At 38.1% G+C, this 25,279-nt stretch carries 24 protein-coding genes and 1 pseudogene; 17 read left to right on the top strand and 8 right to left on the bottom strand.

The features are described 5' to 3' along the window. Window positions 1–18: 18 nt before the first annotated feature. Entirely contained in the window at window positions 19–930 is a 912-nt protein-coding gene (locus LKF16_RS02370) for a LysR family transcriptional regulator (RefSeq protein ID WP_291468304.1), read from the bottom strand. Between the two features lie 611 nt (window positions 931–1,541). Here LKF16_RS02370 and LKF16_RS02365 point away from each other — a divergent pair. The 5 genes and pseudogenes from LKF16_RS02365 to LKF16_RS02345 form a co-directional block, all read left to right on the top strand. Then, a pseudogene (locus LKF16_RS02365) lies at window positions 1,542–1,644 on the top strand (helix-turn-helix domain-containing protein); the annotation flags it as partial. After that, window positions 1,632–1,853: a hypothetical protein gene (locus LKF16_RS02360; RefSeq protein WP_291468303.1), complete on the top strand. Its 222-nt coding sequence runs from the start codon at window positions 1,632–1,634 to the stop codon at window positions 1,851–1,853. The pseudogene LKF16_RS02365 and the gene LKF16_RS02360, both read left to right, overlap by 13 nt. Window positions 1,854–1,862: 9 nt before the next feature. Then, on the top strand, window positions 1,863–2,315 hold the full coding sequence (locus tag LKF16_RS02355; RefSeq protein ID WP_291468302.1) for a low molecular weight protein-tyrosine-phosphatase: 453 nt from the start codon (window positions 1,863–1,865) through the stop codon (window positions 2,313–2,315). A 114-nt stretch (window positions 2,316–2,429) separates the two neighbouring features. Further along, window positions 2,430–3,137: an MgtC/SapB family protein gene (locus tag LKF16_RS02350; protein WP_291468300.1), complete on the top strand. Its 708-nt coding sequence runs from the start codon at window positions 2,430–2,432 to the stop codon at window positions 3,135–3,137. A 37-nt stretch (window positions 3,138–3,174) separates the two neighbouring features. Next, complete coding sequence (locus LKF16_RS02345) at window positions 3,175–3,750, top strand: hypothetical protein (protein WP_291468298.1); 576 nt, start codon at window positions 3,175–3,177, stop codon at window positions 3,748–3,750. A 35-nt stretch (window positions 3,751–3,785) separates the two neighbouring features. Here the strand turns inward: LKF16_RS02345 and LKF16_RS02340 are convergent, their stop codons facing one another. Both LKF16_RS02340 and LKF16_RS02335 read right to left on the bottom strand, forming a co-directional pair. Beyond that, entirely contained in the window at window positions 3,786–4,613 is an 828-nt protein-coding gene (locus LKF16_RS02340; protein WP_291468296.1) for an alpha/beta hydrolase, read from the bottom strand. A 188-nt stretch (window positions 4,614–4,801) separates the two neighbouring features. Further along, on the bottom strand, window positions 4,802–4,954 hold the full coding sequence (locus tag LKF16_RS02335; RefSeq protein ID WP_291468293.1) for an SPJ_0845 family protein: 153 nt from the start codon (window positions 4,952–4,954) through the stop codon (window positions 4,802–4,804). A gap of 151 nt (window positions 4,955–5,105) precedes the next feature. On the opposite strand from LKF16_RS02335, the gene uvrC reads away from it, so the two are divergent. Next, complete coding sequence (uvrC, locus tag LKF16_RS02330; RefSeq protein ID WP_291468292.1) at window positions 5,106–6,923, top strand: excinuclease ABC subunit UvrC; 1,818 nt, start codon at window positions 5,106–5,108, stop codon at window positions 6,921–6,923. A gap of 49 nt (window positions 6,924–6,972) precedes the next feature. Here uvrC and LKF16_RS02325 read toward each other — a convergent pair whose 3' ends face one another. From LKF16_RS02325 to LKF16_RS02315, 3 genes are read right to left on the bottom strand one after another with little or no spacing between them, the layout of a single operon-like run. Continuing rightward, window positions 6,973–8,937: a PTS fructose transporter subunit IIABC gene (locus LKF16_RS02325; RefSeq protein WP_291468290.1), complete on the bottom strand. Its 1,965-nt coding sequence runs from the start codon at window positions 8,935–8,937 to the stop codon at window positions 6,973–6,975. 13 nt (window positions 8,938–8,950) lie between these two features. After that, window positions 8,951–9,874: a 1-phosphofructokinase gene (gene pfkB / locus LKF16_RS02320; RefSeq protein WP_291468288.1), complete on the bottom strand. Its 924-nt coding sequence runs from the start codon at window positions 9,872–9,874 to the stop codon at window positions 8,951–8,953. Then, window positions 9,875–10,627, bottom strand: coding sequence for a DeoR/GlpR family DNA-binding transcription regulator (locus LKF16_RS02315; protein WP_291468287.1), 753 nt, complete (start codon window positions 10,625–10,627; stop codon window positions 9,875–9,877). A gap of 211 nt (window positions 10,628–10,838) precedes the next feature. Here LKF16_RS02315 and obgE point away from each other — a divergent pair, with 211 nt between their 5' ends. From obgE to LKF16_RS02280, 7 genes are all read left to right on the top strand, one after another. Continuing rightward, a complete protein-coding gene (obgE, locus tag LKF16_RS02310) occupies window positions 10,839–12,113 on the top strand; it encodes a GTPase ObgE (RefSeq protein WP_291468286.1) in 1,275 nt (424 codons plus the stop codon). 21 nt (window positions 12,114–12,134) lie between these two features. Next, window positions 12,135–14,057 carry an acyltransferase family protein gene (locus tag LKF16_RS02305; RefSeq protein WP_291468284.1) on the top strand — a complete coding sequence of 641 codons (1,923 nt, stop codon included), beginning with the start codon at window positions 12,135–12,137 and terminating at the stop codon, window positions 14,055–14,057. 13 nt (window positions 14,058–14,070) lie between these two features. Continuing rightward, window positions 14,071–15,000 (top strand): ribonuclease Z, encoded by a 930-nt coding sequence (gene rnz / locus LKF16_RS02300; protein ID WP_291468282.1) that lies wholly within the window; start codon window positions 14,071–14,073, stop codon window positions 14,998–15,000. A gap of 15 nt (window positions 15,001–15,015) precedes the next feature. Beyond that, window positions 15,016–15,813 carry an SDR family NAD(P)-dependent oxidoreductase gene (locus tag LKF16_RS02295; protein ID WP_291468280.1) on the top strand — a complete coding sequence of 266 codons (798 nt, stop codon included), beginning with the start codon at window positions 15,016–15,018 and terminating at the stop codon, window positions 15,811–15,813. A gap of 12 nt (window positions 15,814–15,825) precedes the next feature. Further along, the gene (locus LKF16_RS02290; RefSeq protein WP_291468278.1) at window positions 15,826–16,152 is read left to right on the top strand and encodes a LapA family protein; all 327 of its coding nucleotides are present in this window, start codon (window positions 15,826–15,828) and stop codon (window positions 16,150–16,152) included. Between the two features lie 88 nt (window positions 16,153–16,240). Next, the gene (gene rpmF, locus LKF16_RS02285) at window positions 16,241–16,429 is read left to right on the top strand and encodes a 50S ribosomal protein L32 (RefSeq protein WP_291468276.1); all 189 of its coding nucleotides are present in this window, start codon (window positions 16,241–16,243) and stop codon (window positions 16,427–16,429) included. A gap of 58 nt (window positions 16,430–16,487) precedes the next feature. Continuing rightward, window positions 16,488–17,216, top strand: a complete 729-nt coding sequence (locus tag LKF16_RS02280) for a hypothetical protein (protein WP_291468274.1) — start codon at window positions 16,488–16,490, stop codon at window positions 17,214–17,216. A gap of 175 nt (window positions 17,217–17,391) precedes the next feature. Here LKF16_RS02280 and LKF16_RS02275 read toward each other — a convergent pair whose 3' ends face one another. Both LKF16_RS02275 and LKF16_RS02270 read right to left on the bottom strand, forming a co-directional pair. Continuing rightward, window positions 17,392–17,778: a VOC family protein gene (locus LKF16_RS02275; protein ID WP_291468271.1), complete on the bottom strand. Its 387-nt coding sequence runs from the start codon at window positions 17,776–17,778 to the stop codon at window positions 17,392–17,394. A 35-nt stretch (window positions 17,779–17,813) separates the two neighbouring features. Continuing rightward, a complete protein-coding gene (locus tag LKF16_RS02270) occupies window positions 17,814–18,005 on the bottom strand; it encodes a YjzD family protein (protein ID WP_291468270.1) in 192 nt (63 codons plus the stop codon). A 102-nt stretch (window positions 18,006–18,107) separates the two neighbouring features. On the opposite strand from LKF16_RS02270, the gene dnaE reads away from it, so the two are divergent. The 4 genes from dnaE (at window position 18,108) to LKF16_RS02250 (ending at window position 25,240) form a co-directional block, all read left to right on the top strand. After that, a complete protein-coding gene (dnaE, locus tag LKF16_RS02265) occupies window positions 18,108–21,434 on the top strand; it encodes a DNA polymerase III subunit alpha (protein ID WP_291468268.1) in 3,327 nt (1,108 codons plus the stop codon). Window positions 21,435–21,534: 100 nt separating this feature from the next. After that, entirely contained in the window at window positions 21,535–22,494 is a 960-nt protein-coding gene (gene pfkA / locus LKF16_RS02260; RefSeq protein ID WP_291468266.1) for a 6-phosphofructokinase, read from the top strand. Window positions 22,495–22,535: 41 nt separating this feature from the next. Beyond that, window positions 22,536–24,305, top strand: coding sequence for a pyruvate kinase (gene pyk, locus LKF16_RS02255; RefSeq protein WP_291468264.1), 1,770 nt, complete (start codon window positions 22,536–22,538; stop codon window positions 24,303–24,305). 128 nt (window positions 24,306–24,433) lie between these two features. Next, entirely contained in the window at window positions 24,434–25,240 is an 807-nt protein-coding gene (locus tag LKF16_RS02250) for a DUF4931 domain-containing protein (protein ID WP_291468262.1), read from the top strand. The last annotated feature ends 39 nt before the right edge of the window (window positions 25,241–25,279 follow it).

Raw genomic sequence — 25,279 nt, 5'->3', positions numbered from 1 at the left:
CTCCTTTTTATAAATTAATTATGAAACTTCTGATTGATTATATTGTGTGAAATAATCGATGAACCATTGACGTGTGTATTTTACTAAATTGCTGGAATATGAATTATTCAAATTACTTATATTGATGATCCAGGGACAAAATGGGTCAAGTTCACGGTGCTCTATTTCATGAGAATAATTATTACCGACTAGCGATGCGACAATACCGACAGTATTCGGCATTTCTAAGCACATATTTAAAATCAAATCCCAAGCACTAGTTTGAAAATAGAAATGCTCATCGATCCCACGTTCATGGAAGCTATCTTGCAATTCGTGGACAAGCATGAAGTTATTGTTGAGAGTTAAAACGTGTTCCTTACTGATCTCATCGAGTGAGATAGGGTGTTGGATATTGTGGAAACGATGATTTTTGTTAAACCAGACCGAAACAGAATTGCGATAAATAACTGAATTTTCAATGTTTGGGTTCGTAACTGGTGAAGGGATGATAGCTAGATCGATTTCTTCGCGTAACAATAATTTCTGTAGTTCAAATCCGCCTTTTTCAACAATTTGTAAATTGATATCGGGGTTTTCATTGATGAAATCTGGAATGGCTTGATTAAAAATAGTTGAAATAACTACCGGTGGAATACCAATCTTGACAGTTCCACGTTTTAGATTCGATTTGTCGCGCATACTCTGTATCATCTGATCAAAATCGGCACTAACTTGGCGTCCATGGGCAATTAAATCATCTCCCAGAGCAGTTAATCCAGTAATACGACCTTTGCCGTGGGTAAAAATTTGAATCTGTTCGCTAGTCACTAGTTCATTGATCAATTTGGAAAGTGCCGGTTGAGAAACTCCCAAGATCCGAGCACTTTTAGTGAGATTAAAATCATTATTGACGATGGTAATTAAATATTTAATTTGATGGATATCCATTTAATCGTCCTTTGATGTGATTTTTTTGGTTACATAAATATAAAATTATTCATGTATATATTCTCATGAATGTGAGTGTCCGACAAGTATATTTTGTGAAAAATTAAAAATTAAGGCAAATAAAACTAATAAAATGCAAAATAGACGTATTTTTAACAGAAAGTGAACTAAATACAGTTAATAATTCAGATGAAAACCAAAATTGATGCTAATACCAGTGAAAATAAAGGAATTTAAAATCATTGAATAAATGAACTATAACAATCAGTTATGATTAATATAACCAAAAAATATTTACATTTGACCGATTATTTTAAAAGTATGCAATTATTACAACAATAAAAGTTTGTGAAATTAGCAAAATGATAACCGAAAGTTATTTGCTAATTACATAAAGATATAGGGAAATTTTTGTAAAGATCAATTTAGAAAAATAAGTAACGGATTTTGATTGAAATTTGGAAATTGTTACTTTTTTATCATGCTTTAAACATAAAATCCATTGGTATTTACCGATATGGACGAATTTGATAGTTTTGAATATGGTATAATTTTTAGGATAAAGTAATTAGGAGTATCAATTAATGAAATTCACGACTGAATAACAAAAAGAAATAGCAAATTACGCATTAGAGCACGAAAACGACTATAAGAAGACTGGCGAAAAATACGGTATTTCTTATCAACAAGTTGCTGCTTGGGTGAGAAAATACACTGCTGAACATGTATCAAAACCTAAATCAGCCAAAAAGAAAACTACAGCCACAAAGAAGACTGTCGTAAAAGAGTCCCAACCAGATAATGACAGTTCTGAGGATAACGAGAAGACAACTGCTTCTACATTGGATGTTTTAAATCGAAAAGATCCCGTTCTTGAAAAACGTCTGGAAGACGTTAAGAGAAGATTAGGTCTTATTAAATAGGAGTTAATAATGGTCAAAGTAATTTTTGTCTGTCTTGGCAATATTTGTAGATCGCCGATGGCAGAAATGATGTTCTCAAATCTGGTTCATCAACAAGGATTAGATGCAAATTTCGACATTTCATCGATGTCTACCTCTACTTACGAAATAGGCAATCCTCCTCATCCAGGGGCAATTGCCGAACTCAAAAAACAACATGTTCCGATCATTGAACATGTTGGGAAACAAATTACAACTTATGATTTTGAAAATGCTGATGTGATAATTGGCATGGATGATCAAAATATTGAAGACCTCAAAGAAATGGCACCAGTCGGGACTGAGGACAAGCTCCACTTAGCATATGATGTGATGTCGGTTCATAAAGTGATCAAGGATCCATGGTACGATCATCGCTTTGATCGAACTTTTCAAGAGCTTAATGAAGTCTTGCCGCTTTGGCTCAAGAAACTCAGTAACTAAACAATTCAATAGTGCAAACTATTGATTTTTTTTTGAAATAAGTTCATGGCATAGACCAATTAGTTATTCAAAGTATGATATGGTTTTATAGTAATTAATTAGGGGATGAACAAAATGACGTTTCAATTGGATGCGGTGACCGTGATTGTTAGATTGCTTTTAGCAACGGTCATTTCTGGCGTGATTGGCTATGATCGGGCACAGAAACATCGTCCGGCTGGTATTCGGACTCATATTTTAGTTTGTTTGGGTGCTTGCATCATCGCCTTGATTCAAAAGGAGATCGGATTTAATGCTTTGGAGATTGCCAAACAATATCCACAATACAAAGGAATCGTTCGCGCAGATGATGCACGACTGATTGCTCAAGTTGTTAGTGGTATTGGTTTCCTTGGGGCCGGAACAATTATTGTTGAGCATCACTCGATCAAAGGATTGACAACAGCAGCCAGTCTATGGGTTGTAGCTTGTCTAGGATTAGCAGTTGGAATGGGTAACTATGTGATTGCTATTGCTAGTTTTGTAGTGGTTTATGGAGTGATTGCATTCTTGAAGAGAATCGTCAGAGTCAGTCCAGTTCGCAATTTGGAAATACAATATCTTGATAAAGATGTCTTCAAAAAATTTATTAAAGAATATTTTCAAGAACATGATGTTAAGGTCAATAATGTAAGTTATAAGGCAAATAAAGTTGATGGCGAGTATACTTATACGAATGTTTATGAAGTCAAGCTTCCGAGAAAGCTGACTTACGTTCAGGTTGTCGAAGATTTATCTGGCAACGGCAACATTACGAAGGTCAACGCCGTAACGCCAGGTTAAGTTTAACAGTTATCAAGTAGATAGATTAGGGGATTTTATGGTACTTACAGTTTTATTCGGGGAATTATTAGTATTACTGATCGTTGTGGCAATGCTACAAATTTTTCATAGGAAATGGCTGCACAATTGTCTTTATGGTGTGTTGCTGGTCAGCTTCATCTGTGTTGGATACTATGTGTTTAGTCCGACTACGTTGCAGCTGACTGGACACTTTCCATTTGTTGAACCGATTGAGACAGTGCAAGCTGATCGTGACGATCGCAGACCCAGAGTTTCAATTAGCGAATTTGCAGAAAACGAATCTGATTATGACTATGTAACTTCAAAAGAATTGCATGAAAATAATCAGTTTTACGAGGGTAAACTGATCAGTCAATGGGGCAAAGTCAAAAAAGTCATTGCCAATGATAAGGTCGGTCGTCAATTAGTGATCGATTTAGATGAACCTAACGGTTCCAGTACAGTCCTGATCAATTATCATTTGAGCGATTTAGCCAAGGGTATAACCAATGTTAAGGCAAACGATCAAATCAAAGTATATGGTGAAGGGGCAGATAAAGAATCTAGCCAAAATTTACCAATTATCAATGCTCAATTTATAAAATATGAATAAAACCGTGATGCCTGATTTGGCATCACGGTTTTTGCTTAGTAGCTATGTTTTTTGATCCAATAAAGTATTTCTTCATAAATTTCCCATTTTCTTGATGGTTCATTCAGAATCTCGTGCATTAAGTGAGGATAAACGTGGATTTCTTTGTCTTCAGAACTAATTCCTTGATAAGTAGCAAACGAATCAGCAACTGGAATGATTCCGTCAGCTTGGCCGTGCAGCAGTAAGAGTGGATCACTGATCTTAGGAAGATCCTCTTTAAGTTCAGCAGCACTTTGCTGCAAAGTATTCATGAGTCTAACGGTATATTCTTTGAGATTCATCGGGTCGTTGTTATATTTTGCAGTAACACGTGGATCCGTGTTGACTCCATCGCCTAAATTATTAGGTACATATGATTCAGGATCTCCGGAAACCTTGGTGCCAAATTCGATAGATAGTGGATCGGTTGCAATGATTCCATCGACATAGCCTGGATAATCAGTCGCAAACTTTAAGACTGTGTGTCCACCCATGCTATGACCTAGCAAGAAGGTCGGTAGATCAGGAAATTGCGATTTAGCAATATCGACGACAATCTTACAGTCATCCGGAAGTTCGTGAGTGTTAGTCAGGTCGCCACGTTTTCCTTCAGACTTGCCATGACCTCTTTGGTCATAGCGAAAGACGTTCATATGATGTGTTAAGAAAAAGTTTGCCAGAGTTTCATAACGACCTGAATGTTCTGCTAGGCCGTGAGCAATCACAACGTTGGCATATGGAAAATTAGTTAGATCCGTGTGTTGATACAAATTAGTTCCTTTAGTCGAAGATTCGATCATTTCTTCAAAATGTCTACTTAAATTTCTATCCACAAAATCCATAAATATCCTCTCCCTTGTGTAATCGATTTCAACTCAATCTTACTACAACAAATTGAACAAAACAAAACGCCATTCATAATTGAATGGCGTTTAAAAAACTATCAAAAGGTTTTGTTTAGAACTAACGATATCATACATAGAGCCATTAACAATTCAGGCAGGTTGTTAACAAGACTATATAAGAGAAGTTACTTTTTATCTTTTGAATCTGTTGTTTTTTTAGAAGATTTCTTATCTGCAGAATCGACACGTTCTACATTTTTTTTAACATCATCGGGAAGTGAGGCAAATTTATCAAATAAACTTCCAAAATCATTTTCACGTTTCACTGTTAAGCCCATCGGTATCAGCCCCTTTCAGGTTAGTGTGCTTACTATTTATTTAAATACATTATAGAACGTTTCCCTCAAAATCTCAATTGCTTGCAACTCTTTAATATAAGATTAAAATAATATAAGCATGTATTAGTATCAAACGAAACGAGGTCATAAATTGGCAACTGAATATCTAGAGCATAAATTAAGTTTATTACCAGATCGTCCTGGCTGCTACTTAATGAAAGATATCAATTCAAAGATAATTTACGTTGGGAAAGCCAAAAATCTCAAGAATCGGGTCCGTTCTTATTTCAAAAGTTCTCATGAAGGAAAAACGGCCAAATTAGTTTCTGAGATCAGAGATTTTGAAACGATCATCACCTCAAACGATAAAGAAGCTTTCCTATTAGAAATAACATTAATTCAAAAGCATCAACCTTATTACAATATTCGCCTGAAGAAGGGAACTGGATATCCTTATATCAAGATCACCAATGAACGAGATCCAAAGATGGAGATTACCGGTCAAATAAAAAAAGATGGTGCCTATTACTTTGGCCCTTATCCTAATGTTTATGCAGCATCAGGAACCTTAAACTTCTTGCAGAAGGTTTATCCATTGCGTCGTTGTCAAGGACATATCGGACGTCCTTGTTTGTACTATCATATGGGACAATGTTTAGGTGCCTGTTTTAAAGAAGTCCCTAAGGAAAAATACGACCAGCAAATTGAAAAAATCAAACGTTTCTTGGATGGAAATGTTGGCGAAGTCAAGGCTGATCTAAATAATAAGATGATGGAAGCCGCTCAAAAACACGAATATGAACGTGCAGCTGAGTTGCGCGACCAGATCCAATATATTGAAGCCACAGTTGAAAAACAAAAGATCATCTCCAATGATTCGACTCCTCGCGACATCTTTAATTATTACGTTGAAAAGGGCTGGATCTCGATCCAAGTATTCTTTATCAGACAGGCACGATTGATGAAACGTGAAAAGCGTGTCTTTGCCTGTGTTAATTCACCAGAAGAAGAACTGTCGACGTTTATTTTGCAGTTCTACAATCGGCGAAATCAAGTGTTGCCAAAGGAAATTTTAGTACCTGATAATATTGATAAGAAGACTTTGTCAGATGTTTTAAACGTACCGTTTAGAACGCCTCAACGTGGTCAGAAAAAAGCCTTGATGGACATGGCAGCGGAAAATTCCAAGCTAGTTCTGCAAGAGAAGTTTAGATTGATGGAATTAGATAACCGTCAAACTTACGGTGCACAAGAACAAATTTTTAAAGCCTTGAATTTACCATATGGCCACGTGATCGAATCTTTTGATCATTCGCATATTCAAGGGACTAACCCAGTTTCTGCCATGGTTGTATTTCAAGATGGACGACCTGAAAAGAGTATGTATCGAAAGTACAAGATCAAGGATGAATTAGAAAATCATTCAGGAGCTGATGAAGCGGCTAATACTCGAGAAGTTATTTATCGTCGCTATTCTCGTTTATTAAAAGAGGAAAAGAACTTGCCTGACCTGATCTTAATGGATGGTGGCATCATTGAATTGCGTGCTGTGATGGATGTCTTGCAAAATGAATTAGGGATCAACATTCCTGTCGCTGGAATGGTCAAGGATAATCACCACAATACTTCGCATCTTATTTTTGGCGAAGAAGGGCAAGCAGTTACCTTAGATCGAAAGAGTCAGGGATTCTATTTGCTACAAAGAATTCAGGATGAAGTCCACCGTTTTGCCATTACTTTCCAAAGAAAAACTCGCAGCAAGAACGCTTTATCATCACAACTTGATGGTATTCAAGGAGTTGGTCCAAAGACTCGGACCAAATTGCTCAAGAAATATGGTTCGGTCAAGAAGATCAAAGAGGCTCCAGTGGAGGATATTGTTAGTTTAGGTATTCCGCAAACGACTGCTCAGACAGTAAAGATCACCTTGGCAAATATTGAAACTCACAAAAAGTATAAAAAAATGTAAAAAAAAACTATTCCATCGGGATTTTGTCCCAATCGGAATAGTTATTTTTTTATTTTGAAGCAGGTGCGTCTTGTTTGAGTGCTGGTTTCCAAACGCCGTAGATAACACCGGCAATGACAGCACCAATGACAACAGCCAAGACGTAAAGTAGTGGGTGATTTGCAAGTAAGGTTACAAAGATTCCACCGTGTGGAGCAGGAACATTAACGTGCCATAGTTGTGTTAATCCACCACCAATAACAGCACCGATCACACTTGAAACGATAACGTGCAATGGATCTCCGGCAGCAAATGGAATGGCACCTTCAGTAATGAATGAAATTCCTAGAACGTAGTTTGAAAGACCAGCTTGTCTTTCTTGTTCGGTAAATTTCTTACCCCAGAAAGTAGTTGCAATAGCAATTGCTAGTGGAGGAATCATACCACCAACCATAACTGCGGCCATCAAAGCACCGTTTTGTGTAGCTGTAAATGTACCAATTGCAAAAGTATAAGCAGCTTTGTTGAAAGGACCACCCATATCGACAGCCATCATTCCTCCGAGAAGACCTCCGAGAATGACCGCATTACCAGTTCCCATATTTTCTAGGAAGGCTGTGATTGCATGGTTAACAACGGCGAAGATTGGATCGACTGCAAAGTACATGATAGCACCTGTAGCTAGTAAACCTAGGACAGGGTAAAGCAAGATCGGTTTGAGACCATCAAGTGTTTTTGGAAGACCCTTGAGTAACTTCTTAAGTCCAATAACGACCCATCCGGCAATGAAACCGGCTAACAATCCACCAATAAATCCGGCAGGACTTTTTGAACTGACAACTGAAGCACTAGCTTGAGATGCCATATAACCACCAACAAAACCTGGTAGTAAGGCTGGACGATCACCAATTGACTCAGCAATATAAGCTGCTAAAACTGGGATCAAGAAACTAAATGCGTAATTACCAACATTATTAAAGAATAGGAACCATTGTGAATGTGAACCAACTCCTGGTTCTAGCAAGAAGGAGAGGGCCATTAAAATACCACCACCGACAACGAATGGCAACATGTTGGAGATACCGTTCATTAAGTCAGCATAAATTTTTGACCAAAGAGATTTCTTCTCAGTACTTTCTTCTTCTTGAGTTGCACCACCTTCAGCGTGGAAGATAGGAGCCTTTTGATCAACGGCTAGGTTGATCAATTCGTCCGATTTATTGATACCATCGGTAACAGGGCGGTTGACCAAGTGCTTGCCGTCAAAACGAGGCATATCGACCTTTTTATCAGCTGCGATGATGACACCATCGGCACGAGCGATATCGGCTGCAGTCAACTTATGCTTAACGCCTTCAGAACCATTCGTTTCGACTTTAATGTCAACTCCGAGTTTTTCAGCATGTTCTTTTAAGGCTGCCTCAGCCATGTACGTATGGGCAATTCCAGTAGGACAAGCAGTAACCGCAACGACAAATGGTTTCTTATCAGCAGATGCAGCAGTCTTTTTAGCTTCTTCTTCTGCAGCTTTTGCTTGAGCCTTTTCTTTTTCTTCGTCTGCTTTGTCTTTAGCTTCTTTAGCAGCCATAGCATCGTTGAATAGCTTTTGAACTTCGTCAGCAGTTGTAGCTTTCTTCAAGTTAGCAACTAGATCAGGGTTGATCAAAAGTGACGAAAGAGCAGCTAATGCTTGTAAATGCAAATTGTCGGCACCGTCTGGTGCAGCAATCATGAAGAATAAATATGTAGGTTGTCCATCGAGTGAATCGTAATCGATTCCGTCTTTACTTTTGGCAAATAAAACTGTTGCTCGTTTAACTGCCTTATCACGAGCGTGAGGCATTGCGATGCCGTCTCCGATACCGGTTGATGTTTGAGCTTCACGCTTTAAAATATCGGCTTTATATAGTTCCTTATCATCGATCACACCAATATCAAAGTACTTGCTGACCATTTCATCAATGGCTTCAGCTTTAGTGGTAGCCTTAAGATCCATGATCATGGCATCTTTAAGAAGTAATTCCTTCAGGTCCATTAATTTTTCCCCCTTAACTTAACTGAGTAATACTAATATTTTGATAAACTTCGTCGATCTTCGACTTAACGGCGATATCTTGACTGAATGCAGTTGCTGAACCACAAGCAGCTCCCTCATGGAAACTTTCGATAGGGTCGTTAGTCTTCATAAATGTTCCTACAAAACCAGCAATCATTGAATCTCCAGCACCAACTGAGTTAATGACAGTTCCCTTTGGTGCGTTGGCTTTGTAAACGTGCTCTTTAGTAACTAGAAGAGCGCCGTCACCAGCCATTGAAACTAACACGTGCTTGGCACCTTGTTCCAATAACTTTCGGGCATTATCAACAATGTCTTGTTCTGATTTAAAAGTGGTATGGAATAAATCAGCTAATTCATGGTTGTTAGGTTTAACTACCAAAGGATTCAATGGCAAAGTATCTAATAATGCTTGGCCAGTTGTGTCGATAACAAAATCAGCACCCTGGTCTTGGATCATCTTAGCAATATCTAAGTAGAATGTATCTTCGACTTTCTTTGGTAAGCTTCCGGACATGATGACCACGTCTCCGGAACCAACTGATTTAAGCTGATCAATAAAAGTAGATTTTTCTTCTGCAGAAATTTCTGGTCCAGTACCATTGATCTCAGTTTCTTCATTTTGTTTTGTAGCATTGATCTTAACGTTGATTCTTGTGTCGTTAGCAACTTTTGTGAAATCAGTCTGAAGATGATGTTGAGCTAACAATTCTTCAAACATTGAACCAGTAGCTCCACCGACAAAACCAAGTGCTGTTGAATCCAATTGTAGTTCATGCAAGATCCGTGAAACGTTGATCCCTTTTCCTCCAGGCAATTTTACATCGCTAGTAGTTCGATTTACCGCTCCAGGAGTCAACTCGTCTAATTGCAAGACGTAGTCGATCGAAGGATTGGCTGTGATAGTGTAAATCAATTACTTGACCTCCATAACCTTAGTATATTTATTTAATAACTCGAGAGATTTTACTGGCAACTCATTAGTTATCAAAGTTGCTTCATTTAAATTAGCAAAGCGACTGAAACTGATTTGTCCGCATTTGGAACTATCAGCTAAAATAAATTTCTCAACTGAATTTTGCAGTGCAATCTCTTTAGTAGAAGCTTCCTCAGGGTCAGGAGTGGTAAATCCGGCCTTGACGGAGAAACCGTTGGTACCAATGAACGCTTTATCGAAATGATAATTCTCTAAGGTTTTCGTCATGGAAGATCCAACGATTGCCTTAGTGCTCGATTTAAGACGTCCACCGGGGACAAAAGTTTCAATTTGATAGTCGGCTAATGTAGAAGCATTCACAACGCTGTTGGTGACGACTAAGATATTGGTTAACTTTGCTAGGTAAGGGATGACTGTTTGGACCGTCGTTCCAGCATCTAGAAAAATTACTTCATTATCTTTGACGAATTCACCTGCAACCTTGCCAAGCCTAGCTTTAGCATCAGGATTTGCAGTTATCTTTTGCGAAAGCGCAGGCTCATCGTGAAAGGACACGATGCTTTGAGCACCACCATAGATCCGCAAAAGCTTGTGACATTCCTCAAGATCTTGCAGATCTCGTCTTAAAGTCGACTCTGATGCACCAGTTAGTGGTATCAGGTCTTGCAGCTTAACAATATTATGAAGCTGCAATTGCTTTAAGATAATTTGATGTCTTTCTTCGGTAAGCACTTACATTCACCTCCTGAAATAATAATACATCAAATTCATTCAAAATCAATCATAATCTTTCAAAAACATTCAAATTATTTCAAAATCATTCATCTTTGATTTAAAGTTGTGGACAGTCATTTGGGTTTTGAAGTATTATGAGTAGTGTTTTTGTGCTAGAATTTAAAAATGATAATCAAATAAATTACAATAGGAAGAAAGGAGGGGTCAAATGTTTGTAGATAATGTCAAAATCACCGTTAGATCTGGAAAAGGCGGTGATGGTTCAGTTGCCTTTAGACATGAGAAATATGTTCCGCTCGGTGGACCTGCCGGAGGAGATGGTGGACGTGGAGGCGATATTATCCTTCGCGCTGATGAAGGTATGAATACATTAATGGATTTTCGTTACAAACGAATTTTTAAAGCTGATCCTGGACAAAATGGCCAGATCAAAGCGATGTATGGTCGCAAAGCGGACCCCGTATTCATCGTAGTGCCAACTGGTACTGCTGTTTATGATGAAGACACCGGTAAATTGATCGGTGATTTAGTTGAAAATAATCAGGAATTAGTCGTAGCTAAAGGTGGAAAGGGCGGACGTGGAAATATTCATTTCGCCAATTCTAAGAATCGTGCTCCTGAAGTTGCTGAAAATGGTGAACCAGGCCAAGAAAAGCATCTCAGACTTGAATTGAGACTGATTGCTGATGTTGGTTTAGTTGGATTTCCATCAGTCGGGAAGTCAACCTTACTGTCAGTGGCAACTTCGGCCAAGCCCAAAATTGCTGCGTATCATTTTACAACCTTAAATCCCAATCTTGGGATGGTTAAATTGGATAACGGTAACGATTTTGTTATTGCTGATTTACCTGGTTTGATTGAAGGAGCTTCAAATGGTGTTGGATTGGGAATTCAATTCTTACGCCACGTTGAACGGACTCGAGTTATTCTGCATTTAGTCGATATGGATCCTGAAAATGGTCGTGATCCTTATGAAGATTATTTATCGATTCGAAAAGAATTAGGAACTTATGATGAAAATATCCTCAGTCGTCCAGAAATCATCGTTCCTACCAAATTGGATATTGCTGGTTCAGAAGAACGACTTGCAGAATTTAAAGAAAAATTACCTGACGATGCCGATATCTTTGCTATTTCAAGTATTCAACATACAGGTGTTAAAGCATTGTTGAACCATACTAGTGAAGTTCTTTCTAAAGCTGAACCAATTCATTTTGATGTGGTCAGCGATGAAACGGTCGAATACAACTATCAACCTAAGGCTGACAAGTTCAAAGTTCAACGTGTTGGCGAACACGACTTTGAAGTTACTGGTGACGAAGTTGAAAGAATGCTGCAGATGAGTAATTTAGATCATCAAGACGGTATTATGCGCTTTGCTCGCAAGCTTAAGAGTATGGGTGTTGAAGATGCATTAATGAAGGCTGGTGCCGAATCAGGCGATTCAGTTACAATTCTTGATTTCACGTTTGAGTTTATTTAGTAGTTTAGGGGTATATATATTATGAATAAGTCACCAAAAAGAAGATTTATTGGTGGATTCGATGGCCTAAGAACCTTAGGTGTGATTGGCGTTATCATGTATCATTTGAATCCAACCGTCTTTTCTGGTGGGTACCTAGGCGTACCCATCTTTTTCTTGATTTCAGGTTATTTGATCACGGATCATTTCTTTAATACCGTTGATGCCGGCAACAAATTCTCATTAGGGAATTTTTACGTGAAGCGTGTACGCAGATTGTACCCAGGACTCGTGTTTGTCCTATTAGCTTCCGGAGCTTATATCGTATTGTTCTTGAAAGATCTTCTGTATCACCTGGATCAAATATTTGTTACGAATATTTTGAATGTATATAATTGGTGGCAAATTTTTAATGGACAGTCTTATTTTGAAAGATTTGCAAACAACGAATCACCATTCACTCATTTGTGGACATTATCAATAGAAGGTCAATTTTATATTGTTTGGCCATTGTTGTTATTATTGTTCATCAAATTTGGTGTCAAAAAGAGTCGGATCTTTGGATTTGCAATGATCGTTTCGATTGCATCTGCAATCTTGATGGCGGTTCTTTATCAACCTGGCGTTGATCCTAGTCGTGTTTACTATGGAACAGACACTCGTCTATTTTCAATTCTTTTAGGCTGTGGTCTAGCAATTATTTGGCCCGCTGAAAAGCTTAAAAAGAGCGTCATTAAAAGTGATAAAGCAATTTTGAATATTGTCGGTTTATTATCATTTTCACTGATGGTATTTATGATCTTTACAGTTAAAGATTCATCGCCATTCTTGTATCGTGGCGGAATGTTTATTTTCTCTGTAGTTACATGTATTTTTATTGCGGTGGTTGCACATCCAAGTGCAATTTGGGATAAAATTTTGTCGAATAAATTGTTCCATTATATCGGAGCAAGAAGTTATGGCTTATATTTGTACCAATTCCCAGTCATGATCTTCTTTGAAGCGAAGTTCAAAAATATCGCCGATCATCCGGTACTTTATCCGGTCATCGAAGTGATTTTGATCTTCTTGATCACAGAATTCTCTTATCGGTTCGTTGAAAGACCATTGTCTAAAGCCAGCTGGTCAGATGTTAAGGAATTCTTCAAGTCAAGTTCAGCCATTAGCCGTGTCTTGGCAATCGTGATTGCATTGATTTGCATTACTGGAGGCTACGGCGTCGTTAAAGCAACGACTGTACCAAAGCCAAAAGCTAACGACAGTCAATTAGCTCAAACTATCAAGAAAAACACTAAGAATAGTACTAAATCGAATAAAAAGGCTCTTGAAAATATTCGAAAAAATAAAAACAAACAAGATGGCAGCAAGCTTACTCCTGAACAAATTGCTAAGTACAAGAAGCTTGCCAAGACTCATCCAGTCAACAAAGAATTTGAAAAGTATGGATTGTCGCAATTTGATCTTCAAAGACTTCAAGACATTCATCTAACTGGTGTCGGAGACTCAGTTATGGCTGATGGATTGGATAACTTCCATAAACTGTTCAACGATAAAAATGTCGTGATCGATGCTGCCGTCAGTCGTCAGTTGGACGCCAGTGTCAACATTTTACAAGACTACAAGGATAAAGGTGCTTTAGCACCAAACGTCATGGTCGGTCTTGGTACTAACGGTCCGTTCACCGAAGAACAATTGGATCAAGTCATGAAACTGGTCGGTCCAAAGACGCATGTTTTCTGGATCAACGTGTTTGTTCCAACTAGACCTTGGGAAAAACCAGTTAATGAATTATTGTTCAAAGCACAGAAGAAATATAAGAATCTTTCCGTGATCGACTGGAATGGATATGCTAAAGGACATCCAGATTGGTTCTACGACGATCAAGTCCATCCAAATCCAGATGGTTCAATGTATTATTCATCGTTTGTTGCTAAACAGATCTTGAAAGATTTAGATAAAAAATAGATAGGATTTTTATATGGAATTAGAATTTTTAGGAACTGGTGCAGGTGTTCCTTCTAAGGGAAGGAATGTTTCCAGCACAGCATTGAAATTACTTGATGAACGCAATGAGGTTTGGCTTTTTGATGTGGGTGAAGCCACTCAGCATCAAATTTTAGAGACTACCATTCGACCTCGAAAAATTGCGAAGATCTTCATTACTCATTTACATGGCGATCATATTTTTGGTTTGCCGGGACTATTGTCTAGTCGGGCCAATCAAGGCGGAAACACTCCGCTAGACCTATACGGACCAGTTGGCCTAAAAAAGTACGTGGAGACTTCATTAGCGGTCACTGGAACTAAATTGGGATATCGTATCAACTATATTGAACTAAAAGATGGCGGCGAGATCTTTAATGATAAGACATTCACTGTTTATGCCGGTAAACTGGAACATCGGATCACTTGTTTCGGCTATCGGATCGTTGAAAAACCACGGACAGGCGAATTGCTAGTTGATAAGCTGAAGCAATATAATATTCCTAATGGACCGATTTATGGTAAGTTGAAAGCTGGGCAAGAGGTAACTCTAACAGATGGCACGAAGCTTAACGGTAAAGATTTTATTGGTCCAGACAAGCCTGGCAAAACGGTCGCCGTGATTTCAGATACTAGATATACACCTGAGATCGATAAATTGGCTGATCACGCTGATGTGATCGTTCATGAATCGACTTTTTCAGAAGAAGATAAGAAAATGGCTTACAATTATTTTCATTCAACTGCTTCTCAAGCTGCCCGAGTTGCAAAAAAATGTCATGCCAAAGGATTGCTTTTGACCCACATCTCAGCACGCTACACCGGCAAGGCTGCTTTAACTTTGCAAAATGAAGCTAGAAAGATTTTTGATAACAGCAGAGTCGTCAATGATTTCGACATTTATGAGGTTCCGTTCAATAATTAGAAAAGGGGAATTGTCATGGTCAATTTGTTAGATCAAACGGTCTTAGTTACAGGTGCGTCATCTGGAATTGGACGTATGGTTGCCATTAATGCCGCCCAAGCAGGAGCAAACTTGATCTTAGTTGCAAGAAATAGCGACAAGCTGGCTGGCGTCAAACAAGAGTGTATCGAAGTCGGTAGCGAATACTCTAATCATGAATATTTATCGATCGACATGGCCGATCCTAAAGCTATCGTTGATGGCGTGGAAACTATAGAAGATAACTTTGCTACCGTTGACGTTCTAGTTAATGCGGCTGGATTTGGAGATTTCTCTAATTACTTGGATACGGATTTCGACACAGTTGAAAAAATGTTTCAAGTGAATGTTTTAGGACTGATGTTGATGACTAGATTAGTTGCCAAACAGATGGTGGCTGCAGGACATGGTCATATTTTCAATGTCGGTTCGATGGCAGGTAAAATTGCCACGCCTAAGTCAGCAGCATATGCCGCAAGCAAGGCAGCCGTTATTGGCTTTTCAGATGGTTTACGATTGGAATTAAATCCACTTAACGTCTGGGTGACTACAGTCAATCCTGGTCCCGTGGATACAAACTTTTTTGAAGTGGCTGATCACAGTGGTACTTATCTTCAATCTGTGAAGAATTTTGTTCTTGATCCAAATAAGTTGGCGATAGAAATTGTCAATTCTTTCAACCGAAAAAAGCGTGAGATCAATCGACCAAGATATATGGAACTTGCAAGCATTCTTTACAAAATGGCTCCAAGTGTGGGAGACTATTTAGCAGGAACGTTTGGAAATCGAAAATAGGGGATTTTGATTATGGATAATAAAAAAAGACAATGGAGATTCGTTATAGGTTTGATCATTGCGTTGATCGTAGTGATTTTTGCAATCTTAAACGTTAATCCAGTTACGATTAGTTTCGGATTTACACATATCAAATTGCCACTGATCGTCTTGATCATTGTGACATTGATCTTAGGGGCTTTGATCACAGTGTTGCTTGCCAATACTGGTTCAAAAGACAAAGATGAGAAGAAATTATCTCGTTCCGCAAAAAAAGAATTATCTAACGTGAAGATCTCTGGCGACAATCAAATTGCTGATGCATTAAAGAAAAACGAAACAAAAAACAAACAAAATTAGATTTTTGCTTGCCGTCAAGGTATTATGATAGTATTATATTAAACGTTAGATTTGATTAAGTAATATAAATATAAAGGAGTTTTTACATATGGCTGTTCCAAAGAGAAAGACATCTAAACAAAGAAAACGTCAAAGACGTGGACATATTAAATTGAACACACCTAACATGCAATTTGATGTTGCTACAGGTGAATATCGTTTAAGCCACCACGTTTCACCATCAGGTATGTACAAGGGTGAAAAAGTAGTTGACGTTAAAAACGATCAAGAAGCTTAATTAAAATAAGTCAAGTCGTAAATGGCTTGGCTTTTTTTGTATAAAATGGGGAATTCTGATGAAAAAATTAAAGTACTTTCTAATTTTGTTAGTTCCAATTTTTTTCATAGTTCTAAGTGGCTGTTCTGATCTGGCAATTCATACCACAAGCAATAGTTATTCGCCTTCAGGATTAGTGGCAGTTGTCAAAGGAAAGGCAACCAAGGCTAGCAAATTGACATATGGACTTGACGGCAAACAGCATACCGTCAAAATGAACGATGGCCATTTTGCCTTCTCAGTGCCAGTATCTAGTTCTGAGCAAGATATCAAGATCACTGCAAGCGACGGTCAGCAGCAAGTTACTAAAATAATTACTATCCGGTCAGCTAAACCAATTGCTGACTATACTTCGCTTGCTCAGGAGTATAACTATTATGCCTTGAGTTCTGGTAGTCCCACAGATCAAATACCATTAGTGGCTCAGGATGGAATCTTTAAATATACACGTCCTAATGGGACTGTATTCCACTTTAATGTGCAAGGATCATACTTGATGGGTATTTCAGTATATAGCTCGTTGTCGAATATGAAATCCAAAAATGGAATGAAGGATTTTGAGACTAGTCTTTATTCGATGTCATCGCTGATCGGTGCTGACAGTAAATCAGTCTTAAAAAATCTTAACAAGCAATTGAAGAACGCTAAAGATGGCAATAGTTCCAATATGAAACAGATCAGTTCCAATGGAATTCATTACAATATCAATTTAGCGACAAATGGAATCTACATTTATATTACGAAATAGTTCTGTCAAAAAAGAGAGTGGGACAAAACATGGTCAGCTCCCGAGCATTAATTTCAAAGAGCCCCTAATTCGCATTTTGAATTAGGGGCTCTTTGAAATTAAGCGGAAGGAGCTATGTTTTGTCGCACGTTTATGCCGCATATTTGTAGAAAATAGAAGTTATGTCACAACCTCTTTACGTATTTTGATAATTTGAGATCTCAACGAGGTTTTTATCTGGGTCGCGGACATAGATTGATGTCATTGGACCTAGCGCACCATGCTTGTCAATGGGTCCCTGTACGATTGGTATTCGATGCGAATTCAGTTCGTCAATAATTAAATCTAGTTTAGTTGAACTGATCAGGCAAAAATCTGCTGATCCTAAGGTTGGATGTTCTGCCTTAGGTTCAAATTCGTGTCCTTTGAGATGCAAGTTGATTTTTTGATCCCCAAAGCGCAATGCTCGACGATCGTTGTCAAAAGTAATGACATCCATTCCTAAGATATCACCGTAAAAGTGACAAGTAGCATCAATGTCTTGCACGGTCAAAACAAGATGGTCAAGCTTTGAAATTTTCATTTATAAATTCTCCTGAGCAACAAAAAAAGGCGCGATTAAGCGTCTTTTTTCTTAGTACTATTTTTATCTTTTAACATCAATGGAATAAAACTGAAAATAAAGGCAAAAATTATTGAAACAATTAATGTCATTTGGAAATTATAGGTTTGTTGGTTAAGAGCACCACCAATAAATCCAGCAACTTGTCCTAAAACGATTGCCCAAAAAAATACAGCAACATATCTCATTATTTCCATCTCACTTTCTTGTGTAGTTTAACATAAATTAAGTCTTTCACCAATAAAGTTTGAATCAATTTTGTTATAATTTTAACCGAAGGGGGCTTACGATTGCAAACACAATTACAAATAACGAGTAGCTATAGTTTATTGCAAAGTCCCATAAAATTGCCCGAATTGATAGATTCGGCTAAGCAGATGGGTTATAGTTCATTGGCTTTGACTGATAATAATAATTTATATGGTTCGATCGACTTTTATAAATATTGTCAAAATGCCGGTATAAAACCAATTATTGGTTTAACAATTAATACTTTAGGTGTAACTGATACTCAAAATGTTTACCCGCTTATATTATTGGCTAAGTCCGATGTTGGCTATCACAACTTGATCAAGATTTCTTCCCGGATCATGTCTAGCGAAGATCCAGTTGAGTTTTCAGTCATCGCAGATTTTTTGCATGATCTGTTCATTATTACGCCTGCACAAAATTCAGAAGTATTAGCCATCAATGAATACGTCAGTTATTGTCAGATTATTGGACAAAATAGTGATCCTCATTCGCTTTATCTGGGCGTAGGATTGTTCGGACAACAAATCAACAACGTTCGTCGGATTAAAAAAATCAGTGATGAAACCGAAATTCCTATGGTTGCATTGAGCGATATTAGATATTTAAAGCAAGATGACCATCTAGCTTATCAAGTTTTGAACAATATCCGAACTGGAAATAAATTTGAAAGTTTGGACGACGTAGTTGAAAATGGCGAATTTTATTTACGTTCTGCAGAAGAAATGGATGCTGAATTTAGTAATGTCGATATGATCGAAACAGTCAAAACTGCAGACTCGATCGCACAGCGGTGCAATGTCAAAATTGAGTTTAAGTCGACGGAATTGCCAGAATTCAAAACGCCCGCTGGCACAACATCTGCTCAATTTTTAATGAGTCTGACGGTCAGAGGTTTGTCAAAACGATTAAATGGACAAGTCTCTGAAAAATATCAAAAGCGTTTGAAATACGAACTGGGCGTAATTGAAGAAATGGGCTTTTCCGATTATTTTTTGATCGTTTGGGATGTGATCAAACATGCGCATGAATCTGGAATTAAAACTGGTCCAGGACGTGGTTCAGCAGCTGGCTCGTTAGTTGCCTATACCTTGGGGATAACTCAAGTTGATCCAATTAAATATGATTTATTGTTTGAAAGATTTTTAAATCCTCAACGGGTTAACATGCCTGATATCGATTTAGACTTGCCTGATGACCGGCGGGATGAGATGGTCCAATACATGCACGATAAGTATGGTGCCGATCACATGGCCCAGATCATTACCTTTGGGACTTTAGCCGCAAAGATGGCTTTAAGGGATATCGCCAGAACGTTTGGTCAAAACCAATTCCAAATGTCTCGCTGGTCAGAGGCGATTCCTAAACAACTGAATATTTCGTTGAAAGAATCGCTGGATCAATCGGAGACCTTAAGATCGATCACGAATGACTCTGAAGAGAATAAATTGATTTTTAAAGTGGCTCAGAGGATCGAGGGTATTCCCAGACATTATTCGACCCATGCAGCCGGAATTGTTTTAAGTAAGTCGCCAATGACGGACATCGTGGCTGTTCAGTTGGAAGACGATGGGATCAACTTGACTCAACAGACTAAAAATAACGTCGAAAGTCTCGGACTTTTGAAAATGGACTTTTTAGGATTAAGGAACTTAACGATACTCGATAATTCCATCAGATTGATATCAGAACAAACAGGTCAGCAATTCCACCCTGAACAAATACCACTTGATGATCGAGAAACTCTGGAATTGTTCCAAAAGGGCGATACTGACGGCGTTTTCCAATTTGAATCTGATGGTATCAAGAGTGTATTAAGACGTCTTAAACCGACTCATTTTAACGATGTGGTGGCAACTAATGCCCTGTATCGTCCAGGTCCGATGCAAAATATTGATACTTTCATCAAACGTAAGCATGGGGATGAACCGGTCGAGTATCCAGATTCTTCATTGGAGAAAATCTTAAAACCGACTTATGGAGTTTTAGTTTATCAAGAACAAGTCATGCAAGCTTCTTCTGAGATGGCTGGATTCTCACTGGCAGATGCTGATTTGTTACGTCGTGCAATTAGTAAAAAGAATGAAGACTTGATGAATGCTAACCACAAGAAGTTTGTCGATGGTGCTGTCAAACTTGGCCACGATCGTCAGGCAGCCGAAAATGTTTACGACTATATTGAGACATTTGGTAATTATGGATTTAATAAGTCGCATTCAGTTGCATACTCGATGATTGCATTTTGGCTAGCATATATTAAAGTTCATTATCCAAATATCTTCTTTACTTGCTTGATGAATTCAAATTTGAATAATGAAACTAAGACGGCAAATTATGTTCAGGCTGCCAAAGATCGAGGAATCAAGATCTTGAATGTTGATATTAATCAGAGTACATACAACTTCAAAGTTGGAAAGGACTCGATCAGATTTGGATTTCTCAGTATTAAAGGGATGAGACGAGATTTTTCTCAGTCGATCGTTAATGAAAGAAGCCAACGCGGACAGTTCATTAGTCCAATCAACTTTTTACAGCGGATCGACCCTCGATTTGTCAAAAGCGATTATATTGAACCCTTGGTATTAACTGGTGGGTTTGATCAATTCAATCGTAATCGTAAGGAAATGCTGCTGGATATTCGTGACTTGGTCGAGAGTATGCAGCTGGCTGGCAATAATATCTCCTTGTTTGATACCTTGGAGCCTAAGAAACATCAAGTCGACGATTATTCGCTGACTGAAAAGCTCAATCAAGAAAAGGAATTTTTGGGTATTTATATTTCGGGACACCCGGTTGAAAAATACCGCAATAAATTATTGAATTTAGACACGGTCAAAATTAGTCATCTAAGTGATTATCAAGGAAGAAATGTCAATTTGCTTGGTCTGATCAAGTCGATGCGAGTGATTCGAACGAAGAAGGGTGAGCAAATGGCATTTGCGACTGCCGAAGATGAAACGGGCAGTATCTCAATCACGATTTTTCCAAGACTTTACAAAAAGATTCAATCAGAGCCGTTAGAAGGAAAGATCTTAGTCATTGTCGGAAAGCCAAATACTGGAATGCGTGGCGATCTTGAGGTAATAGCTGATCGAATCAATGATCCGCAGCAATATATGGTTCGTTTGCCAAAAGATGTTTTGTACTTGAAAGTCCCTAAATATCTCGATAAACCTGATAAGTTGACTGAATTATACGATTTAGTCGAATCTTCTCACGGCGACATGCCAGTCATCGTTTATCGAGAATCTGATAAACAATCTGTACTTCTCAAGCAAAATCGTTGGATTAAATATGACAAAGCTATTAAACTAAAATTGGAAACATTTTTGGGTGAAAAGAACGTTTTTCTAAAAAAAGGTAACTAATTTGTGATTAAAACGTTTTCAAACCTACAAAGAATGTGAAAAAAATGTTATATTTTATAAGGTTTTGTTTTAGAAACAAATAAATTTGGAGTGTGAATAAATGAAGCGTATTGGTATATTGACCAGTGGTGGAGACGCCCCTGGCATGAACGCTGCTATTAGAGCAGTCACACGTAGAGCCCTAGACAAGGGTCTTGAAGTGTTTGGTATCAATTATGGCTACGCTGGTCTAGTTGCGGGTGATATTTTCCCATTAACTGCATCAGATGTATCTGATCGTATTCAACGCGGTGGAACTTTCTTGTATTCAGCAAGATATCCAGAGTTTGCTAAAGAAGAAGGTCAATTAAAGGGTATCGAACAACTTAAAAAATTTGGAATTGATGCATTAGTTGTCATCGGTGGTGATGGTTCATATCACGGTGCTTTGCGTCTAACAGAACATGGATATAACGCTGTCGGTCTTCCAGGTACGATCGATAACGATATTCCATACACTGACTTTACAATTGGTTTCGATACAGCTGTATCAACTGTTATCGAATCAATCGATAAAATCAGAGATACTGCTACATCTCATGAAAGAACTTTCGTTATCGAAGTTATGGGACGTGGCGCAGGTGACATCGCCTTATGGTCTGGTGTTGCTGGTGGTGCTGAAGAGATCGTTGTTCCTGAACGTGAATTCGACATCGCAGAAATTGCTGATCGTATCAAACGTGGCCGTGAAAAAGGCAAGAAGCATATGCTAGTTGTCTTGGCTGAAGGTGTTATGCATGCTGATGAGTTTATGGATAAACTTAATCAATATGGAGACTTCCAAGCTCGTGCCACAGTTCTAGGACACGTTCAACGTGGTGGTTCACCAACTGCCAGAGATCGTGTTTTAGCAAGTAAGATGGGTGCTTATGCCGTTGACCTTCTTGAAGAAGGCAAGGGTGGAGTTGCTATTGGTATCGAAGATAACAAGTTGACATATCACAATATGCTTGATTTATTCGATGGAAAGCACAAACCAGATATTGATCTCTATGATTTGAACAAATCATTGAGTAGATAGTAGATCTAGTAACAGATAAAAAAATTGGAAAGAGGATTCTAATGAAAAGAACTAAAATTGTAAGTACACTTGGCCCTGCAAGTAATGATGTAGAAACAATCACAAAATTGATCGAAGCCGGAGCAAACATCTTCCGTTTCAACTTCTCTCATGGTGACCATGAAGAACATCTTTCACGTATGAAGATGGTTCACGAAGCTGAAAAGATCACTGGCAAGACTGTTGGTATCGTTCTTGATACTAAGGGTGCTGAAATTCGTACAACACCTCAAGAGGGTGGCAAGTTCGAAGCAAAAATTGGTGACGTTATCCGTATCTCAATGGACGACTCATTAACTGGTAATCCACAAAAAATTGCTGTTACATATCCTGGTCTATATGATGATACACATGTTGGTGGTCACGTATTGATCGATGATGGTCTTGTTGACTTGAAGATCACTGAAAAAGATGACGAACATCGTGAATTAGTTACAGAAGTACAAAACGAAGGTATGATCGGTTCAAGAAAAGGTGTTAACGCTCCTGGTGTTGAAATCCGTCTACCTGGTATCACTGAAAAAGATGCTTCAGATATTCGTTTCGGTTGCGACAACGGAATCAACTTTATCTCAGCTTCCTTCGTTCGTAAGGCTCAAGATGTTCTTGATATTCGTGAAATTCTTGAAGAAAAACACTGCGAATATGTACAAATCTTCCCTAAGATCGAATCACAAGAAGGTATCGACAACATCGATTCAATCTTGCAAGTATCTGATGGTTTAATGATTGCTCGTGGTGACATGGGTGTTGAAATTCCATTTGAAAACGTACCATTCGTTCAAAAAGACTTGATCAAGAAGTGTAACGCACTTGGCAAGCCAGTTATTACAGCTACACAAATGCTTGACTCAATGCAAGAAAACCCACGTCCTACACGTGCCGAAGTTACTGATGTTGCTAACTCTGTTCTTGATGGTACAGATGCAACTATGCTTTCTGGTGAAAGTGCTAACGGTGATTATCCTGTTGAAGCTGTTGCTGCAATGGCTAACATCGACGAACGTACAGAAAAGCAACTTGACAAGAAGAACCAACTTGCTATCCAACGTTTCGAAGAATACAAGGGTTCAAACGTTACAGAATCAATCGGTGAATCAGTTGTTAGAACTGCTGAAGAATTAAACATCAGCACAATTGTTACTGCAACTGCTTCAGGTTACACAGCTCGTATGATTTCAAAATATCGTCCAAGTGCTGATATTTTGGCAATCACATTCGATGAAAAGACACAACGTGGTTTAACAGTTAACTGGGGTGTAGATCCTATCGTTGCTGAAAGACCAGAAAACACTGATGAAATGTTCGATCTTGCTTCTAAGAAAGCTCAAGAACTTGGCTTTGCTAAAGAAGGAGACTTGATCCTTATCGTTGCCGGTGTACCAGTTGGTGAAAGTGGTGCAACAAACGTAATGAAGGTTCAATTGATCGGTTCACAATTGGTCAAAGGACAAGGTGTTGGTGAAGAAGCTGTTGTTGGTAAGACAGTAGTTGCTCACAATGCTAAAGAAGCTAACGAAAACGTTAACGAAGGCGACATCCTTGTTACAGAAACAACTGACAAAGATTACCTACCAGCTCTTGAAAAAGCTAGTGCCGTTGTTGTTGAAAACGGTGGTTTAACTTCACATGCTGCTGTTGTTGGTATTGCTATGGGATTACCTGTAGTTGTTGGTGCTAAAGATGCTACATCAATCATCACAAATGGCGAAACAGTTACTGTTGACTCAAGACGTGGTGTTGTATACAAAGGTGCTTCACGTTCACTTTAATCAATAATTAATAAATTTATTTAAGAAAGAGACTGACGAGTCTCTTTCTTTTTTTTGAGATGATTTTCCAACATATTTTGTTATTTTGAGTTATGATTTTATTATTGAATTCATGTTGAGGTGAAATTTTGTCAAATAAAGATGTACTTGTGTTCGAAATTGAACAAGCAAAGGGGAAACCCGAAAACATTAAACATGCTTCTGGATACTGTCCATTTTGCGATGTTGAACATTTAACTAATATCATCGATCAAAAAGACGATATGATCTGGTTGGAAAATAAATATAAAACTTTGCTCGATACTAATCAGACAGTACTGATCGAATCCAGTGACCATGATGCAGATATTTCGACGTATTCCGTTGAAAAGAATCGCCAGGTTTTTGAATATATTTATAAGTGCTGGAATAAAATGATCAAGAGCCATAAATATACTAGTGTTTTGATGTACAAAAATTTTGGTCCATTGTCTGGGGGCAGTTTACGTCATCCACATTTTCAGATCATCGGATTAGAGAAGGTCGATGGCTACAAGCATGTCGAGGCTGAAAACTTTAATGGCATGCGTGTCTATAAATCCGATCGAATTGAATTAAACATTTCCAAAAAGCCAATTATGGGATTTGTGGAATTTAATATTATTATCACAGATGCAGCAAATATCGATAACTTAGCAGAATTCGCTCGAGTTACCGTTAAATATGTACTTGATGATTTTTATGGAGGGAAGTTCGATTCTTACAATATTTTCTTTTACAAAGAGTATTCAAAAATAATTTGTAAAGTCGTTCCTCGATATGTCGTTTCTCCATACTTTGTTGGCTATCGATTATCTCAACGCGATGGCGATAAGCAGGTCAGTGGGATTCGCGATGTCTTATTATCAAGACTACAAGAAAATGCTCATTGTCAGGAAATAAATTCAAATAATTAAACGCAAAAAGGGATCTAGATTAAATTCTAGATCCCTTTT

It is taken from the genome of Companilactobacillus sp., assembly GCF_022484265.1.
GTDB lineage: Bacteria > Bacillota > Bacilli > Lactobacillales > Lactobacillaceae > Companilactobacillus.
Note: the sequence above shows the minus strand (reverse complement) of the source record. Positions and strands in the feature narration are given on the sequence as shown.

Excerpts from the sequence above, each read along its gene's own strand:
- LKF16_RS02370 (WP_291468304.1), bottom strand. The coding sequence starts at position 930 with ATGGATATCCATCAAATTAAATATTTAATTACCATCGTCAATAATGAT.
- LKF16_RS02355 (WP_291468302.1), top strand. The coding sequence starts at position 1,863 with ATGGTCAAAGTAATTTTTGTCTGTCTTGGCAATATTTGTAGATCGCCG.
- LKF16_RS02350 (WP_291468300.1), top strand. The coding sequence starts at position 2,430 with ATGACGTTTCAATTGGATGCGGTGACCGTGATTGTTAGATTGCTTTTA.
- LKF16_RS02345 (WP_291468298.1), top strand. The coding sequence starts at position 3,175 with ATGGTACTTACAGTTTTATTCGGGGAATTATTAGTATTACTGATCGTT.
- LKF16_RS02340 (WP_291468296.1), bottom strand. The coding sequence starts at position 4,613 with ATGGATTTTGTGGATAGAAATTTAAGTAGACATTTTGAAGAAATGATC.
- LKF16_RS02335 (WP_291468293.1), bottom strand. The coding sequence starts at position 4,954 with ATGGGCTTAACAGTGAAACGTGAAAATGATTTTGGAAGTTTATTTGAT.
- LKF16_RS02325 (WP_291468290.1), bottom strand. The coding sequence starts at position 8,937 with ATGGACCTGAAGGAATTACTTCTTAAAGATGCCATGATCATGGATCTT.
- obgE (WP_291468286.1), top strand. The coding sequence starts at position 10,839 with ATGTTTGTAGATAATGTCAAAATCACCGTTAGATCTGGAAAAGGCGGT.
- LKF16_RS02305 (WP_291468284.1), top strand. The coding sequence starts at position 12,135 with ATGAATAAGTCACCAAAAAGAAGATTTATTGGTGGATTCGATGGCCTA.
- rnz (WP_291468282.1), top strand. The coding sequence starts at position 14,071 with ATGGAATTAGAATTTTTAGGAACTGGTGCAGGTGTTCCTTCTAAGGGA.
- LKF16_RS02295 (WP_291468280.1), top strand. The coding sequence starts at position 15,016 with ATGGTCAATTTGTTAGATCAAACGGTCTTAGTTACAGGTGCGTCATCT.
- LKF16_RS02290 (WP_291468278.1), top strand. The coding sequence starts at position 15,826 with ATGGATAATAAAAAAAGACAATGGAGATTCGTTATAGGTTTGATCATT.
- rpmF (WP_291468276.1), top strand. The coding sequence starts at position 16,241 with ATGGCTGTTCCAAAGAGAAAGACATCTAAACAAAGAAAACGTCAAAGA.
- LKF16_RS02280 (WP_291468274.1), top strand. The coding sequence starts at position 16,488 with ATGAAAAAATTAAAGTACTTTCTAATTTTGTTAGTTCCAATTTTTTTC.
- LKF16_RS02275 (WP_291468271.1), bottom strand. The coding sequence starts at position 17,778 with ATGAAAATTTCAAAGCTTGACCATCTTGTTTTGACCGTGCAAGACATT.
- LKF16_RS02270 (WP_291468270.1), bottom strand. The coding sequence starts at position 18,005 with ATGAGATATGTTGCTGTATTTTTTTGGGCAATCGTTTTAGGACAAGTT.
- pfkA (WP_291468266.1), top strand. The coding sequence starts at position 21,535 with ATGAAGCGTATTGGTATATTGACCAGTGGTGGAGACGCCCCTGGCATG.
- pyk (WP_291468264.1), top strand. The coding sequence starts at position 22,536 with ATGAAAAGAACTAAAATTGTAAGTACACTTGGCCCTGCAAGTAATGAT.